Raw genomic sequence first — 16,695 nt, 5'->3', positions numbered from 1 at the left:
AATCTCCTACGATTCGGCCTACGATTCGGTTCGTGCGGGGAACACACGCCGCGGGTCCGGCCGTTGGGCCTTTGTGAGAAGTTCATGAGAAGGCCGGTCGGAGGGTGATTTCCCTCTCTCTTGACCGGGATCGCGCGTGGACGGCTCCGCCCGGGGCTATCACGGACGCGTAAGGGGGTGTGGGGCGAGTGCGGGCAATCGGTGGGCTACGGGCGTTCGGCGGCCTGTGGCGCTGGCGTCACAACCCACTGCGACGCACGACCGATCTGGTCGAAGCCTGGCTGGCGTTCGCCGCCCTCGTACTGATCCTCGTGGCCGCGCCGCTGATCGGCGCCGTCGTCGGCACCAGTGCCCAGAGCGCCCTGCAGCAGTCCGTGCGGGACCAGCAGCTGAGCCGCCACCGGGTCACGGCCACGGTCGTCGAGAAGGTCGACGGCTCCCCGCTGGACCCGGATCCGGAGACCGCGACGACCCGGGACCGGCAGAGCCGGGTCGTCGCCGACTGGACCGGCCCGGACGGCACCGCCCGGCACGGCACGGTCATGGCGAACCTCAAGACCCCCCGTCCCGGCGACCACTTCACGTTGTGGACGGACGGCCAGGGCCGCACGGTGGGCCGCCCCCTGGACACCGCCACCGCGACGACCCACGCGGTGCTGGCCGGATTCGGCTCCACCGTCCTCGCAGCCGGCCTCGTCGAGGGGATCCGACGGCTGATCGTCTGGCGCATGGTCCGCCATCGCTACACCCGTTGGGACCAGGCATGGGACAAGGCCGGGCCGGACTGGGGCAGGACGGGCACGGGCAGCTGACCGCCTTCCCACTCCGGTCAACTCCCCCTGCCCGCGCACGCTACGGTGGACCGACCAGCCGAACTGTTCGGCATCGACCCGCGTTCCACGAGGTGGGGGCACAGCAACGCCATGGCACAGGGCACGGTCCAGGTGACGCACACCGGTACATCGCGGTGGCGGCGCCGCACGGGTGAGTACTCGTCGCTCGCCGCGGCCCTGGAGGCCGCGAGCGACGGCGACGTGCTCATCGTCGCTCCGGGCACGTACCGGGAGAACCTCGTGGTGCGGCACGGGGTCACGCTGCGCGGCCCGGAGGGTTCGCCGGGCTCCGTGCGCATCGCGCCCGTGGACGGTGTGCCGCTGACCGTCTCCGCCTCGGCCGTCGTGCAGGACCTGCATGTGGAGGGACAGGACGCGGCGGCGCCCGCGCTGCTCGTCGAGGACGGCACCCCCGAGCTGCTGGACCTGCGGATCGTCACCCGCTCCGCGGTGGGTATCGAGGTGCGCGGCGGCGCCCGTCCCACGGTCCGGCGCTGCACGGTCGACAACCCGGCGGGCATCGGCATCGCCGTGGTCGACGGCGGCGGGGGCGTGTTCGAGGAGTGCGAGGTCGTCGCGGCCGGCCAGGCCGGAGTCGCGGTGCGCGGCGGCGGCCACCCCCGGCTGGAGCGCTGCCGCATCCACCACACCTCGGGCTCCGGCCTGACGGCGACCGGGGAGAACTCCTCGCTGGAGGCGGTCGGTTGCGAGATCTACGAGGTCCGCGGCAGCGGCGTACAGATCACCGGACGCGCCACGGCCCATCTCACCGACTGCGACGTGCACCGGACCACGGCCGACGGGGTCACCCTCGACACCGACGCCGTGCTCACCCTCGCGGACTGCCGCATCCACGACATCCCCGAGAACGCGGTGGACCTCCGCTCGCGCTCGGTCCTCACCCTGACCCGTACGTCGGTCCGGCAGTTCGGGCGCAACGGCCTGTCGGTGTGGGACCCGGGCACCCGGGTGGACGCCAACCAGTGCGAGATCTTCGACAGCACCGGCGACTACCCGGCGGTCTGGGTCAGCGACGGCGCGACGGCGGTGCTGGAGTCCTGCCGGGTGCACGACGTGCCGGACGCGCTGTTCGTGCTGGACCGGGGCTCCCGCGCGGACGTCGTCGACAGCGACCTGTCGCAGGTGCGCAACACGGCGGTGTCGGTGAGCGACGGGGCCACCGCACAGCTCGACGACTGCCGTATCCGGGACGCCGCCACGGGCGCCTGGTTCCGTGACCACGGCAGCGGCGGCACCCTGAACGGCTGCACCGTGGACGGCACCCAGACCGGCGTGATCGTCACCAAGGGCGCCGACCCGACCATCGAGCGCTGCACGGTGACCTCGCCCGCCGAGGCGGGCTTCTACGTCTCCGCCGAGGGCCGGGGCAGCTTCCTCGACTGCCGGGTGACCGGCAGCGGGGGCTACGGCTTCCACATCATCGACGGCTGCCGGGCGACGCTGCGCAAGTGCCGTACGGAGCGCTGCGCGCGCGGTGGCTATGAGTTCGCGGACGGCGGCCCCGGCACGGCCGGCGGTGGTCCGGTGGTCGAGGACTGCACCAGCGACGAGAGCGCGGGCGTGCGGACCCCCGCCGTGCGGGAGACGGCCATCCAGACCACCTCTGGGGCGCCCGGCCTGCTGGGCTCGATCCCGGGTCAGCGCCCCGCCGAGCAGCCGCCGACGGCCGTGCCCGCCGTGGCGCCCGAGCCGTCGGCGCGGTCCTCGAAGGCCGTCCTCGGCGAACTCGACGCGCTGGTCGGCCTGGACAGCGTCAAGCGCGAGGTCCGCGCCCTCACCGACATGATCGAGGTGGGCCGCCGCCGCCAGCAGGCCGGCCTCAAGGCGGCCTCGGTCAAACGGCACCTGGTGTTCACGGGCTCCCCCGGCACCGGCAAGACCACGGTCGCCCGCCTCTACGGCGAGATCCTGGCCTCGCTCGGTGTCCTGGAGAAGGGGCATCTCGTCGAGGTGTCCCGGGTGGACCTGGTCGGCGAGCACATCGGCTCCACCGCGATCCGCACCCAGGAGGCGTTCGAACGGGCCCGTGGCGGTGTGCTGTTCATCGACGAGGCGTACGCGCTGTCCCCGGAGGACTCGGGCAGGGACTTCGGCAAGGAAGCCATCGACACGCTGGTGAAGCTGATGGAGGACCAGCGCGACGCGGTCGTGGTGATCGTCGCCGGCTACACGGCCGAGATGGAGCGCTTCCTCACCGTCAACCCCGGTGTGGCGTCCCGTTTCTCACGGACCATCACCTTCGACGACTACGTCCCCGACGAGCTGTTGCGGATCGTGGAGCAGCAGGCCGAGGAGCACGAGTACCGGCTGGCGCCGGGCGCGGGCGACGCCCTGCTGAAGTACTTCACCGTCCTCCCCAAGGGCCCGGCCTTCGGCAACGGCCGTACCGCGCGCCAGACCTTCGAGGCGATGGTCGAGCGCCACGCGAGCCGGGTGGCCCAGGTGGACGAACCGAACACGGACGACCTGACGTTGCTGTACGCGGAGGACCTTCCGGAGCTGCCGTAGGCAGCAGGTCGGCGGATCCGCGGCCCGGGGGCGGGGCTGTCACGGCGTCTGCCTCGGCACGGGCAAGGCCTGCGGCGAGCGTGCCGTGACCGCGTTTCCTGACCACGGGCGCGCGTCCCGCGCGGGATGTCACCTGCCCCGGCCGGGCCAGGGTTCAGGGCGTGGTCCGTGGCCCCGGCAGGTCGGTGCCGAGCCGGTCCAGCAGGTGCTTGCGTTCTGCCACGAAGGCCGGGTCCGCCTGGTAGTCGGAGTGGCCAAGGATCGGGGCGGGCAGCGGGTGGGCGCCGGTGCGGCCGTAGGCGAGCGGGTCCCTGAAGGGCTCGGCGTCGACCTGCGGTCCGTGCCGGCTCGTCAGCCGCACGGGGCCGCCGATGGGGTCGGTGCGGCGGTACAGGTTGCGCCAGCAGTCGACCTCGCGGTGCAGGGCGGCGAGCGGCTCCGGGCCGAAGTGGGCCGGGAACCAGCGTCCGTACAGCCGCTCCAGCGGTGAGCCGTAGGTGAGCAGCGCGACGCGTCGGCGCGCGGACGGGGTGAGCTGCCATGCGGCGGCCGCCGCGAGGACGCTGCCCTGGGAGTGGCCGGAGATGACGAGCCGACCGCCGGTGGAGCGGGTCCAGGTGGCCATGCGCCAGGTCAGATCCGGTACGGCCCGCTCGGCGTAGCAGGGCGGTGCGAACGGGTGTGCGGCGCGCGGCCAGAAGGTGCCCACGTCCCAGAGGATGCCGATCGTGCGCCGCGCGGAGGCGTCCTTGTAGGCCCGGCGGCCCCAGGTGACGAACAGCAGAAAGCCCACGCCGATCAGCCAGGACCCCAGCGCCTGCGCGGTCTGCGCGGCGCCCGCGACGACGGCGTACGAGCCGTGCGCGGCCCCCGCCGGTGTCTCGCCTGTCACCAGGGCACCGGTGAGGGCCGCAGCGCCGAGCAGCAGGGTCACGGTGGAGGTGACGGCGACGATACGGGGCGCCCGGTCGGTGAGAGCAGCCATGGCGCGGGTCCGCGCGATACGACGGGTGCGACCGGCGTCCTGTGCCTCGTGCTCCCCATTCAGCGCCGGGCCGGAAGCTCCGGGTGCCGAGGGCTTCTGCGGCTCCTGCGACTCCCGCTGCTCCTGGTGCTCCCGCCGCGGTTCTCCCAGCAGGCCGTACTCGCGCTCCACAGCCGCCGTCTCCGCCTCGCGCAGGACCCAGGTGCGGTGGGTCAGCCAGCCCAGGAGGACGAGGAGGACCAGGAGGAGGGGCGGGATGACGGAGGCCTGCCAGGTCAGCAGGACGGGTGGGCCGGAGAGGGCGTCCTCCGTGCCGCCCAGCCAGTCGGCCACCCGCTGGGCCACACCGGCGGACATCACGCCGCCGAGGGCACAGGCGAGCATCGCGACGGCGGGGCCGGCCAGGCCGTACATGGCGGTGCGCGGGTCGGGGCGGGAGCGGTGGAGGGTGTGGGCGACGACGCCGAGCGCGACCACGAGGAGGCCCTGCACCAGGGTGATACCGCCGAAGGCCAGGTCGCCCGGCAGTCGCCCCGTCGACCTCCAGCCGGGGCGCGACCACCCTGCGTACACCACGGCGAGGACGAGCACGGCGATCGAGCAGGCCGGGAGGCGGCGGACCAGGTTCTCGTCGAGCTCCTTGTCGAGGCGCCGCTCGCTGCGGCCTCTGCGGCAGACCACCCAGACCACGCTCACCGTCAGCAGCACCAGTGCCGAGTTCAGCAGCCAGCCCAGCGGTTCCAGGAGGGCCGGTCCGCCCGCTCGGCGGTCGTGGCGGGCCGCCGAGGTGCCGACGGCCGCCGCGACGGTGAGGAACCCGGCCGCCGCGTGGGCGGCGCGCAGCCTGGCGACGAGACGACGCCCGTACCAGAACCCGGGTCGGCCGAGCGCGACGCGGGCCGTGTCCTCGGCATCGGGTGCGGCGCTGGTCGTGTCCTCGACATCGGCTGCGGCGCGGGCCGTGTCCTCGGCGTCGGGTGCGATGTGGGTCGCGGCGTCGCGCCCGGGTGCGTCCGGGGCCGGCTTCTCGTCCTCGGCACGGCCGTCGTCGCGGTCCATGGGGCGCTGGGACTCGTACGCGCTCCAGGTGCGGTGGGAGAGGTACCAGAGGAGGCCGGTCAACGCGGTGGGGACCACGGCCGCCACGGCGAGGCGGCGGCCCGGCTGACTCCACCAACCGTCGTCCGAGACGGCGGGAGAGAGGAAGCCGAGCCAGGAGTGCGCCTCCGCGCACGCGCGTGCGCCGGCGCACTGCCAGGCGGTCAGGTCGAGCGCGACCTCACAGGCCGCCGCGACGAGCAGCACGGTCAGGGTCAGACCGGCCAGCCGGACGAGGAGCCCGTAGAGGCGCACCGTGCGTCGGCGGCCGCGGGTGCTGGGGCGCATCCAGTGCGCGAGGTTGACGACCATGAACGGGAGCAGCAACAGCCACAGGGCCCGTGAGCCGTTCCCGGAGGTGAGGTTGCACCAGACGTAGGCCTCGGGGACGGGCTTGCCGCGATAATCGGCGGGACGTTTCTCCGCGTCGGCGTCGTCGATGCGCCGGAAGACCGCGGCCGTGTCGTCGCCGGTGACACGGACCGTGCGCGGATCGTCGAGCATGCGCTCGGGGGTGGTGCCGCCGACGCCGTGGACCAGGAGTTCGAGGGCGGTCCCGCCCGTCGTGGAACGGCCGGAATAGGGGTGTCGGTCCCCGTCCCGCGATGCAGGCTGTTCCCCGGGTTCCGTATGTGCCGTATGTTCCCTCGCACGATCCACTGTTCCGCTTCCCCCGTGACGCGCCACAAGTCGGTGTGATGTGCAGGCACTGATGATCGCCCCTGATCGGACGTCATACACCTGTGATCACCGAATCTCCCCGATCCGTGTGATAGTGGCGGGCGCGAGAAACGAAGCGTGAGGTGCACGCGACTGTGCGGGGAATGACATCACCTGTGGTGGAGCGTGCGAATATGGGACGTCCTCGGGACCGGGGACGGGGGAATGTCCTCGTCGGAGGGGGTAGGGAAGGCGTGTCGGGCGTGATGGGGCGAGAGGACCGGAGCGAACGTGAGTGAGAACCAGAACCTCCTCGCGGAGCAGCGCCGAGCCCTGATCCTCGACGAGGTACGACGGCGGGGCGGGGTCCGGGTCAACGAGCTGACGCGGAAGCTCGGTGTGTCGGACATGACCGTCCGCCGCGATCTGGACGCGCTGGCCCGTCAGGGCGCGGTGGAGAAGGTGCACGGCGGCGCCGTGCCGGTGGCCGAGGCGAGCACCCACGAGCCGGGTTTCGAGGCGAAGTCCGGGCTGGAGCTGACCGCCAAGGAGGACATCGCACGGGCGGCCGCGGAGCTGGTGGCGCCGGGCTCGGCGATCGCCCTGTCGGGCGGCACGACGACGTACGCGCTGGCGCACCGGCTCGTGGACGTGCCGGATCTGACCGTGGTCACCAACTCGGTACGGGTCGCCGACGTCTTCCACGCCGCCCAGCGCACGACCGGCCCCCGGCAGGGTGCGGCGACCGTCGTGCTCACCGGTGGGGTGCGGACGCCGTCCGACTCGCTGGTGGGGCCGGTGGCCGATCAGGCGATCGCGGCTCTCCACTTCGACGTGCTGTTCCTCGGCGTGCACGGGATATCGGTCGAGGCGGGTCTGTCGACGCCGAACCTGGCGGAGGCCGAGACGAACCGGCGTCTCGTGCAGTCGGCGCGGCGGGTCGTGGTGGTGGCCGACCACACCAAGTGGGGAACGGTTGGGTTGAGTTCGTTCGCCGCGTTGGAGCAGGTCGACACGTTGGTGACCGACGCGGGCTTGCCCGCGCAGGCGCGGGCCGAGATCTCCGAGCATCTGCGACGCCTGGTGGTGGCCGGGGAGGACGAGGACGACGGCGCGGACGACTGAGCGCGCGGACCTTCTGAGCGCCGCCACGGATGAGGTCGGTTCGAGGCCGCGGGTCGTTCGCGGCTGGCCGCGCAGTTCCCCGCGCCCCTGACGGGGCGCGGACGTGCACGGCGGTGACAAGCGCGACTCAGTCCGTCCAGACGCCCGTCGTCAGCAACCGATCGATCGCCACGGCGTACGGCTCGATGTCCAGGCCCTGTCGCCGGAGCCACTCGTCGGAGTAGTACTTGTCGAGGTAGCGGTCGCCCGGGTCGCACAGCAGAGTGACCACGCTGCCCTGGCGGCCCTCGGCCACCATCTCTGCGACGATCTTGAGGGCGCTCCACAGGCCCGTGCCGGTGGAGCCGCCGGCCTTGCGGCCGATCGCGTTCTCCAGGGCTCTGACGGCGGCGACGCTGGCGGCGTCGGGCACCTTCATCATGCGGTCGACGGCGCCGGGGACGAAGCTGGGCTCCATGCGGGGGCGGCCGATGCCCTCGATACGGGAGCCGCAGTCGCAGGTGACGTCGGGGTCACCGGTGGTCCAGCCCTCGAAGAAACAGGAGTTCTCCGGGTCGGCGACACAGATGCGGGTGTCGTACTGCATGTAGTGGACGTAGCGGGCGATGGTCGCGGAGGTGCCGCCCGTCCCGGCGGTGGCGACGATCCAGGCGGGCTCGGGGAAGCGCTCCAGACGGAGCTGGCGGAAGACGGATTCGGCGATGTTGTTGTTGCCGCGCCAGTCCGTGGCCCGCTCGGCGTACGTGAACTGGTCCATGTAGTGGCCGCCGGTCTCCGCCGCGAGGCGGGCCGACTCCTCGTACATCTTGCGTGAGTCGTCGACGAAGTGACAGCGTCCGCCATGGAACTCGATCAGGCGGATCTTCTCGGCGCTGGTCGTGCGGGGCATGACGGCGATGAAGGGGACGCCGATCAGTTTGGCGAAGTACGCCTCGGAGACGGCCGTGGAACCGCTGGAGGCCTCGATGACGGGGCGGCCCGGCCTGATCCAGCCGTTGCACAGGCCGTAGAGGAACAGGGAGCGGGCGAGGCGGTGCTTCAGGCTGCCGGTGGGGTGGGTCGACTCGTCCTTGAGATAGAGGTCGATCCCCCAGCTCTCGGGCAGGGGGAAACGCAGCAGATGGGTGTCGGCGGAGCGGTTGGCGTCCGCCTGGACCTTGCGGACGGCCTCTTTGAGCCAGCCGCGGTACTCGGTGTCGCTGTGATCGACGTCGAGGGTGGCGCCAGGGCGGGTGGGGTGGGCGGTGCTCACGGCGTGCTCCTCACGCATTGCGCCGACGGCGGATCGCGGCGTCGGACGTCCCGATGATAGACACCTTCCGCACGCTTCTCACCTGCATAAACATGCCTTTGAGCCCCTCAAAGAGACTCCTGTGGTGAGGATGCGCGGGGCGCATGGGGGGCGCATGCCGCGCATGCGCCGGAACCCCGCCCCCGGTCCACCGTGCGCACTGGTGCTCGACGCGGGGGACGTGCAGACTTCACCGCACGGGCCGGGTCGACGCCGCCGGAGCCGTCCAGGGGGAGGCGACCTCGGGCACACTGGATCACGGTCCGCGACGGATCAGACGACAGGGCACAGTCGAAGCGCACTAGGGGGCGGGGTACATGGCCGAGCCGGAGTTCACGGCCACGGGCGTGCGGATCGGGAAGAGGTTGCGGCAGCTCACCCGGGCGGGGCAGGTCCGGATCGAGGACGGCCGACTGCAGCTGCTCACCAGTTACGGCAGCGAGATCGACAGCGCGCCGGTGCAGGCGGTCCGGGCCTCGAAGCCCTGGTTCGCCAACGAGGACCGGGCGTTGGCCGATGTGAACGGCACCCGCTACACGCTCACGCTGAACGAGCACGACCCCGCTCCGGGCAAGCCCGGTCCACCGTCCGCGCGCCGGTTCATAGAGGCGGTGCGCAGGGCGGCCGGTCGCAACGGCTGACGAACCGCGAGTTGCGGGACCGGGCCCCCTGGGTCACTCTGGTCTCACGTCACTCTGGGTTTACCGGCGATAACGCTGCGAACCAGCCCGCCGGCCACGTCAGCGGGCGGCGGTCGTCGACAGCCACCCCACGAGCAGGCGGCGGCTCAGGCCTCCGCCCCAGGCGGCAGTCGTAGGCGGCCGCACCTCAGCAGGCGGCGCTTTTCGCCCAGCCACCTCGCTGGATCCGTACTCCGATCTTCTTCCGGACTCAATTCGGGGAGTCGCAGCCGTGATCAGCCAGCAAAGCAGGCACTGCACGGTGGAGCTCCAAGCCCTGCCGTCGCGGATCGGCCAGGTCCGCAGAATCGTATCTGCGCAATTGCGCTACTGGCATCTGGATCCCTTGATAGAGCGGGCAGCACTCGGGGTGACCGAGCTGCTGTCCAACGTCCACCGGCACGCGGAACCGGACAAGACGTGCACCGTGGAGATGGAGTTGCTCCTCGGCCGGCTCACGGTCTCGGTGCACGACCACGACCCCCGTCTCCCGGTCGTCCAGGACGCGGACCCCTTCGCCACCTGCGGCCGAGGTCTCGCGATGGTCGCCGCGGTGAGCGAGAGCTGGGGTGTGCGGCCGCACGGCGAGACGGGGAAGGTCGTGTGGTTCACCCTGCCGGCGTCCTCGGCCGCGGTACCGAAGATCTCGCCGTACGACACGGGCCTGACGCTCGACACCGGGCTGGCACTCGACACCGCGCCGCCGTACGACACCGGACGCAGGCCCGCCGCGCGTGGGCACCGGTCCGAACACGCTCCCGCCCGGTCGACCGTCGCAGGCTGACCGGGCGGTGACCACCCTTCAGGCCCCTTCAGGCCACCGAGATGTCCACCGGTGGCCGGAGCTTCACCGCCGCCGCCAGGGCCTGGTGCACGGGGTGGGCGGTGAAGGACGCCAACAGGGCCTCGTCGGCGGGGTGTTCGGCGGCGGGGTAGGCGATCTACGTGGAGGCGCGCACCCCCGTCCCGACCCCGGCCTCGACGGGCCCTTCGCGGTCCTCCGCCTGGTGCTGGAGCACAGCGCGGTACGCGACCGGCTCACGGTCATCCCCGCCCATACGCCTCCGCGGCCGTTCCTGATCGGGCCCTGCGTACGGCGGGCGGATCTGCGGCGGCCCCAGGTGGCCGCGCCGTGGAGTCTCACGGCCGAGTTCACCCGTCGATCACCTGGGTGACAACTCCCGTATCCATACATTCAATTCCCCCTTTCCTCTCCTCTGCGGAATTCGGAACCACGGCCTTCACTTTTCGTCGACGGCACAACCTTCAACGAGCTACGAGCCTCTAATCCGGCGAACCGAAAGGAAGGCCCGTCGGAAAATGAAGTGGGTAGTTCAACGGAACTCGGTGTGCCGAGCGGACAGGGTCGGGGTGTGAAACCGAAAACCCGTTCCGCGGCGGAAGTTCGACCGCAGGGGAAGGCCGCGCTGCTCGCCGCCGCATTCACCCTCGCCGTGCTCTGCGCCGCCGATGCCGTGGCCCGCAGCTACCCTTTCGGCCCGCGCACCCGGAGCGTCAACGACCTGGGCAACCAGTACGTGCCCTTCCACGCGCACCTGTGGGATCTGCTGCACGGCAGGGCGGACGGCGGCCTGTACGTCAACTGGCGGTCGGGCCTCGGTGCCGGCTTCCTGCCCGACCTCGGGACATACGTCAGCAGCCCGTTCGCCCCGCTCGTGGCGCTGTTCCCGCGCGACGACATCGACCTCGCGGTGTACGTGATCACCCTGCTGAAGGTGGCGTCGGCCGCCGCTGCGATGGCCTGCCTGCTGCTTGCCCTGCGTCCCGGCCGCTGGTGGGCGGCGGGGCTGTTCGGGTCGTCGTACGCGCTGTGCGGCTGGACCCTGGCAGACGCGGTCTACAACCCCATGTGGCTCGACGGTCTGGTCTTCCTGCCGCTGCTGTGCCTGGTCGGCGAGTGGGCGCGGCGGGGGCGGCGGCCGTTCCTCGGTGTGCTGCTCGTGGCGCTCGCCTGGACGGCCAACTTCTACACCGCGTACATGGCCACCCTCGGCGCCGGCCTGGTGCTGCTGCTCCGGCTGTGGCTCGGCGACCTCACGCGCCGACAGCGGCTCTGGGCCGCGGGGCGCGCCGCCCTGATCACCGTCCTCGGCATGGGTCTGGCCGCCCCTGTGGTGGCCGTCGTCTACTTCGGCACCCGGCACGCCCATCCGGGTCGGGTCCGGCAGTTCGTGCCCGTCCCCACCGAGGACCTGCTCGCCCGGCTGTTGCCGGGGACCTACAGCTTCGGCACGCCGGCCGTCTTCGTCGGGACCACCGCGCTGCTGCTCGCGCTCGCCCTGCCCTTCCACAGGGCGGCCCCGGTGCGCACGCGCGCCGGGTGGACGCTGCTGGTGGTGGCGGTGGCCCTGTCGACGCAGTGGGGGCCGACGCATCTGCTGTGGCACGCCTTCGCCACCCCGCAGGGCGGCTCGTACCGCCAGGTCTTCGTGCTCTGCGCGCTGCTGGTGATCGCCGCCTGGCACACCCTGTCGTACGGCGTTCCCGGCCCGCGTGCGCTGGGCGCGGCGGGGGTGCTGCTCGCTCTGGTGATCGTGGTCGCGAGCGGCAGTGAGCGGACCACCCGCGTCTTCACCCTGCCGCTCGCGCTGCTCGCCGCCGTGGGTGCGCTGGGCGGTCTGCTCCTGCTCGGGCGGAGGCGGAGGGACGGCCGGCCCGTCGCCGTCCTCGCGGTGGCGCTGCTCGTGTGCACGCAGTTCGGCGAGACCGCCGTGACCTCCGCCGCCGACACCCGGCTGCGGCTCGGGCACATGGACGACTACGCCCCCTGGGGCGGGCGGCAGCGGCAGCAGGCGGCAGCGATCGCCGGGGCCGACGGCTGGCCTCGCTACCGGACCGACCCGGGCCGGGAGCAGACCGTCGGCAACGACCCGTTGCTGGTGGGCGGGCAGGGCGCCCAGTACTACAGCAGTCTCACCTCGGACGTGCTCAGCAGGATGCTCACCGCCCTCGGGGGCGGCTGGACCTCGCGCGGCCGCAGTGTGCAGAGCCTGGACAACGCCGTGACGGACGCGATCTTCTCCGTGGGCGCCCGGGTGCACTCCCCGCCGGACCCGCACCAGGACTGGTTCCCGCAGGACGGCAGCGGGGTGACCGTGACCCGGCGGGACGTACCGCCGCTGGTCACGGTGCGGCCGCACGCCGATCGCGCCGACGGCCCCACGGACCTCTCCGGTTTCGGTCCCTCGCCGTACCGCAACCAGGAACTGCTGCTGGGCGCGCGGGTGTACACCGTGCCCCGGATCACCGTGCGCACCGCCGCCGGGAAGCCGCCGTCGCCCGGTGACGACGGGCGGCCGGGGGTGCGGGTGGGCCCGCTGCCCCACGCGAGCGCACCGAAGAAGCCCACGATCACGGGCAGTTGTCCGGCAGGATCCGAGCTGCACCTGTGGGCGCCGCATCTGTCGGGCACGGCGCGGCTCGCCGACGGCGGTGCCTCCGGAGTCGGACCCGGTGTGGAGCCGACCGGGCGGTTCCGGTCCGACCAGCCCGTCACCAAGATCGCCCCGATGCAGCGGCTGGGCACGGTCGGGGACTCCGGGCGGTTCCGGATCGAGCTGTCGCCGAACCGGACGAGCCTGGTCCCGGAGGGAGCGGTCGGCTGTCTGGACACCGCACGGCTGCACACCGCCGTGGCGGGGCTGAAGGCCACCGGCGCCACGCGCGTGCGGGTGGACGACGGCACCGTCCGGGCCGAACTGCCCGCCCACAGCACGGGGATCGCGGTGCTCGCGGCGCCCCGGATCTCGGGGTGGCGCTGCGCCGCCGACGACGCCCCGGCCCTGCCCGCCAAGAGCCACCACGGCCTCGTCGCCGTACCGCTGTACGGCTCGGCCTCCAGCGTGACCTGCACGTTCCATCCGCCCGGGCTGCGGCTGGGCACGGCGGTGGGGGCGCTCTCGCTCACCGCCGTCCTGGTGATCGCGGCCGCGGGCCCGCTACGCCGCCGTCGGCTGCGGGGCAGCCACGTTCCCGTGGCCCCGGCCACCGCTCGCCCCGCGCCCGACGACCCGACCGTACGCGAGCGCGTGACCACCGCTCCGTGAACCGCACCCCTGGGGAGTTCCATGCTCATCTCGATCGTCGCACCCTGCTACAACGAGGACGCCGTCGTCGGACGCTTCCACGAGGAGATCCAGAAGGTCGCGGAGGAACTGCTCCCGCTCGGACACGACATGGAGTTCGTGTACGTCGACGACGGCAGCCGGGACCGTACGCTCGGCGTTCTGAAGGGGCTGGCGGAGTTCGACGCGCGGGTCCGCTACGTGTCGTTCAGCCGGAACTTCGGCAAGGAGTCCGCGCTGCTCGCGGGGCTGCGGCACGCCTCGGGCGACTGCGTGATCGTCATGGACGCCGACCTGCAGCACCCGCCGGAACTGATCCGCCGCATGGTCGGCCTGCGCGAACAGGGCTACGACCAGGTCATAGCCCGCCGTACGCGGACCGGCGACGGCCTGCTGCGCACCGCCACCGCCCGCCTGTACTACCGGCTGGTGAACCGGCTCGTCGACGTGGAACTCGTCGACGGCGTGGGGGACTTCCGGCTGCTGTCGCGCCGGGTCGTCGACGCCGTCCTGGACCTGACGGAGTACAACCGCTTCTCGAAGGGGCTCTTCGCCTGGGTCGGTTTCCCCGGGACGACCTTCGAGTACGAGAACGCCGTGCGTCGGCACGGCCGCAGCTCCTGGAGTTTCCGGTCGCTCCTGAACTACGGGCTGGACGGGCTGCTCTCCTTCAACAACCGTCCGCTGCGTGCCGCCCTCCACCTCGGCCTGTGCCTGCTGATGTGCGCGGGGCTGTACACGGCCTGGATCGTGGGTGACGCACTCGTCAACGGCGTGGAGACGCCGGGCTATGTCACCATCGTCATGGCCGTGACCGCCCTCGCCGGAGTACAGATGATCATGCTCGGGGTGATCGGGGAGTACACCGGCCGGATCTACTACGAGGTGAAGGGGCGCCCGCACTTCCTGGTGAAGGCGACCAACGCGGAACAGACGGAGGGGCACGCCGCGTGCGGCACGACGAAGGACCTCATTCGCTGATGGGGACGGCGACGCGTACACCGCCGCGCCCCGTGGCCCGCCCGGCACCCGAGCGGCGCATATCGGGGCAGATCATGACCTTCGCCTTGGTCGGAGTCGTCAACACCGGGGTCTATTACGGCCTATATCTGTTGTTCCTCAATGTGCTTCCCTATCTCGCCGCGCATATCCTCGCATTCGCCCTGAGTATGACGGGCTCGTTTTTCCTCAACGCGCGGTTCACTTATCGCACCCGTCCGACCTGGCGTAAATTCCTGTTGTTCCCGCTGACCAACGCCACGAATTTCCTGCTCACGACGGCGGGTGTGTACGTGATCGTGGACGTGCTGCACGTGGGTAGCCGGTTCGCGCCCCTGCTGGCGTCCGGGGCAGCGATCCCGGTGACGTTCCTGGTGTCCCGCACGATCATGCTGCGGGGTTCCGGGCCCGGGTGAGGCCACTTCAGGCCAGCGCGCCCAGCGGGTCGTCGAGCACCGGCTGCCACGCCAACTCGGCCGCTCCGACCAGGCTGTTGTGATCCAGGGTGCAGGCCAGGATCGGGGCGACCCCGCTCTGCCGTCCCCACAGACTGCGCTCGGCCACGACCGCCCGCAGCCGGTCGGGGTCGGCGTCGAGCAGGGCCCGGTGCATGCCGCCGAGGATGATGCGGTCCGGGTTGAGGATGTTGACCAGCCCGGCGAGCCCGAGGCCGAGGCGGTCGATGACGGCCTCGGCGGCCGTACGGACACCGGGGTCGCCGTACTGGGTGCGGATCAGTTCGTTGGCCTGTTGCAGCAGCGAACCCTCGGGGCCCGGATCGCGGCCCACGGCGGACAGGAAGGCACGCGGGTCGGCCTCGACGTCGAGGCAGCCCCGGCTGCCGCAGTGGCAGGGCCGGCCCTCGGGATTGACGGTGAGGTGCCCGACCTCCAGGGCCAGGCCCGAACTGCCCGTGTGCAGACGGCCGTCGAGGACCAGCGCACCGCCGACGCCCCGGTGCCCGGTCGCCACGCACAGCAGATCGCGGGAGCCACGCCCGGCGCCGTGCCGGTGTTCGGCGAGGGCGGCGAGGTTGACGTCGTTCGCCGCGAACGCGGGCCCCGCGATCCCGGCCGCGCGGACCCGCTCGGCGAAGATCTGCCGGACCGGCGCCCCGGCCGGCCACGCCAGGTGCAGCGGGTTCAGGGCCAGCCCCGCCGGTTCGGCGACGGCCGACGGCACGGCCAGGCCCGACCCCACGCACCGGCGCCCGGTCTCCGCCAGCAGCTCGGCGCCCGCGTCGACGACCGAGCCGAGCACCTTCGCCGGGTCGGCGTCCACGATCTCGCAGGCGGGTGTGGTGGCGACGATCCGCCCGCCGAGCCCGACCAGCGCGGCACGCCAGCCGTCGGAGTGCACCTGGGCGGCGAGCGCGACGGGTCCCTCCTCGGCGACTTCCAGGCGGTGGGAGGGCCGGCCCTGGGAGCCGGCGGCGGCCCCGGGGTGCGCGTCGACCCGGATCAGCCCCAGGGCCTCCAGCTCGGCGGCCACGGCACCGGCGGTGGCCCGGGTGACGCCCAGTTCGGCGGTGAGCACGGCCCTCGTCGGGGCCCGCCCGGTGTGCACCAGCTCCAATGCCGGACCGAGCGCGCCCCTGCCCCGGTCCAGCCGCGCCCGTGCCGTCGTCCCTTCGCCCGCCGCCTTGGGGGCCGCCTTCCCGTCCATGAGGGCGAGTCTCCCATGATCCGCTCGGCGTCGAACCCCGCCCGGCGGGCGTCAACCGTCGTCGAAGCCGCCGACCCGCAGGGTGATGTTCAGCCGCCCGACCAGCCCCAGCCCGGCCGGCGCGGTCCCCGCGTACACCCGGGGCACCCCGTGGTGGGCAGAGCGGGCCGGTCCGCCGAACACGAAGAGATCACCGCTGCGCAGCTCCACGTCCGTGTAGGGCCGGGTCCGTGTCCGCGTGTTGCCGAAGCGGAAGACACAGCTGTCACCGAGGCTCAGCGACACCACCGGCGCGTCCGACTTCTCGTCGGCGTCGCGGTGCATCCCCATGCGCGCGTCGCCGTCGTAGAAGTTGATCAGGGCGATGTCGTACGCGGCGGTCGCCGCCTCCGCTCCGAGGGTGTCCGCGACGGCGCGCCGGCCCAGCTCCCCCAGCCAGTCCGGGAACGGCTTCACGGGCGCGCCGTCTCCGTCGACGACGGTCCTGGCGTAGCCGTACGGGTACCAGTGCCGGCCGAGGCAGACCTGCCGGGCGGTCATCGTGCCGCCGCCCGGGGTACGGACGGTGCGCAGCCCGGCGGGCGGCCGGGCCCACACGCGGCAGGCGTCCAGGAGGTGGCGCTGCTGTTCGGCGTCCAGCCAGTCGGGCAGGTGGACCGCGCCGGGCGCGATCTCCGTCCGGTTCCGGGGGAACAGCTCGGCGTCCATGCGACCATCGTCCCGCACGGCGGCCCGGTGTCGGCGG

General features: G+C 72.4%; 13 protein-coding genes. 9 read left to right on the top strand and 4 right to left on the bottom strand.

What is annotated here, in order from left to right; genetic code table 11:
- Nucleotides 1-188: 188 nt before the first annotated feature.
- Both ACZ9QC_RS39435 and ACZ9QC_RS39430 read left to right on the top strand, forming a co-directional pair.
- The gene (locus ACZ9QC_RS39435) at nucleotides 189-812 is read left to right on the top strand and encodes an Rv1733c family protein (protein ID WP_472917498.1); all 624 of its coding nucleotides are present in this window, start codon (nucleotides 189-191) and stop codon (nucleotides 810-812) included.
- 111 nt (nucleotides 813-923) lie between these two features.
- Nucleotides 924-3,362, top strand: coding sequence for a right-handed parallel beta-helix repeat-containing protein (locus ACZ9QC_RS39430; RefSeq protein ID WP_472917497.1), 2,439 nt, complete (start codon nucleotides 924-926; stop codon nucleotides 3,360-3,362).
- A 154-nt stretch (nucleotides 3,363-3,516) separates the two neighbouring features.
- On the opposite strand, the gene ACZ9QC_RS39425 is transcribed toward ACZ9QC_RS39430, so the two are convergent.
- Nucleotides 3,517-6,105: a hypothetical protein gene (locus tag ACZ9QC_RS39425; protein ID WP_472917496.1), complete on the bottom strand. Its 2,589-nt coding sequence runs from the start codon at nucleotides 6,103-6,105 to the stop codon at nucleotides 3,517-3,519.
- 291 nt (nucleotides 6,106-6,396) lie between these two features.
- On the opposite strand from ACZ9QC_RS39425, the gene ACZ9QC_RS39420 reads away from it, so the two are divergent.
- Complete coding sequence (locus ACZ9QC_RS39420; RefSeq protein WP_472917495.1) at nucleotides 6,397-7,230, top strand: DeoR/GlpR family DNA-binding transcription regulator; 834 nt, start codon at nucleotides 6,397-6,399, stop codon at nucleotides 7,228-7,230.
- Between the two features lie 127 nt (nucleotides 7,231-7,357).
- On the opposite strand, the gene cds1 is transcribed toward ACZ9QC_RS39420, so the two are convergent.
- A complete protein-coding gene (gene cds1 / locus ACZ9QC_RS39415; protein ID WP_472917494.1) occupies nucleotides 7,358-8,482 on the bottom strand; it encodes an L-cysteine desulfhydrase Cds1 in 1,125 nt (374 codons plus the stop codon).
- Between the two features lie 356 nt (nucleotides 8,483-8,838).
- Here cds1 and ACZ9QC_RS39410 point away from each other — a divergent pair, with 356 nt between their 5' ends.
- The 6 genes from ACZ9QC_RS39410 (at nucleotide 8,839) to ACZ9QC_RS39385 (ending at nucleotide 14,701) form a co-directional block, all read left to right on the top strand.
- On the top strand, nucleotides 8,839-9,162 hold the full coding sequence (locus ACZ9QC_RS39410; protein ID WP_383985025.1) for a hypothetical protein: 324 nt from the start codon (nucleotides 8,839-8,841) through the stop codon (nucleotides 9,160-9,162).
- Nucleotides 9,163-9,433: 271 nt separating this feature from the next.
- A complete protein-coding gene (locus ACZ9QC_RS39405; protein ID WP_472917493.1) occupies nucleotides 9,434-9,985 on the top strand; it encodes an ATP-binding protein in 552 nt (183 codons plus the stop codon).
- 94 nt (nucleotides 9,986-10,079) lie between these two features.
- Nucleotides 10,080-10,376: a hypothetical protein gene (locus ACZ9QC_RS39400; protein WP_472917492.1), complete on the top strand. Its 297-nt coding sequence runs from the start codon at nucleotides 10,080-10,082 to the stop codon at nucleotides 10,374-10,376.
- A 198-nt stretch (nucleotides 10,377-10,574) separates the two neighbouring features.
- Nucleotides 10,575-13,268 carry a YfhO family protein gene (locus tag ACZ9QC_RS39395; protein WP_472917491.1) on the top strand — a complete coding sequence of 898 codons (2,694 nt, stop codon included), beginning with the start codon at nucleotides 10,575-10,577 and terminating at the stop codon, nucleotides 13,266-13,268.
- Nucleotides 13,269-13,289: 21 nt separating this feature from the next.
- A complete protein-coding gene (locus ACZ9QC_RS39390; RefSeq protein ID WP_472917490.1) occupies nucleotides 13,290-14,267 on the top strand; it encodes a glycosyltransferase family 2 protein in 978 nt (325 codons plus the stop codon).
- A gap of 74 nt (nucleotides 14,268-14,341) precedes the next feature.
- The gene (locus ACZ9QC_RS39385) at nucleotides 14,342-14,701 is read left to right on the top strand and encodes a GtrA family protein (protein WP_472921937.1); all 360 of its coding nucleotides are present in this window, start codon (nucleotides 14,342-14,344) and stop codon (nucleotides 14,699-14,701) included.
- 7 nt (nucleotides 14,702-14,708) lie between these two features.
- Here the strand turns inward: ACZ9QC_RS39385 and ACZ9QC_RS39380 are convergent, their stop codons facing one another.
- Nucleotides 14,709-15,950 carry an ROK family protein gene (locus ACZ9QC_RS39380; RefSeq protein WP_472917489.1) on the bottom strand — a complete coding sequence of 414 codons (1,242 nt, stop codon included), beginning with the start codon at nucleotides 15,948-15,950 and terminating at the stop codon, nucleotides 14,709-14,711.
- A 51-nt stretch (nucleotides 15,951-16,001) separates the two neighbouring features.
- Nucleotides 16,002-16,658, bottom strand: a complete 657-nt coding sequence (locus tag ACZ9QC_RS39375) for an alpha-ketoglutarate-dependent dioxygenase AlkB family protein (RefSeq protein ID WP_472917488.1) — start codon at nucleotides 16,656-16,658, stop codon at nucleotides 16,002-16,004.
- Nucleotides 16,659-16,695 lie beyond the last annotated feature (37 nt).

Source organism: Streptomyces sp. HUAS MS02, from assembly GCF_055702265.1.
The sequence above is the reverse complement of the archived record's forward strand: the minus strand, read 5'-3'. Positions and strand labels throughout refer to the sequence as shown.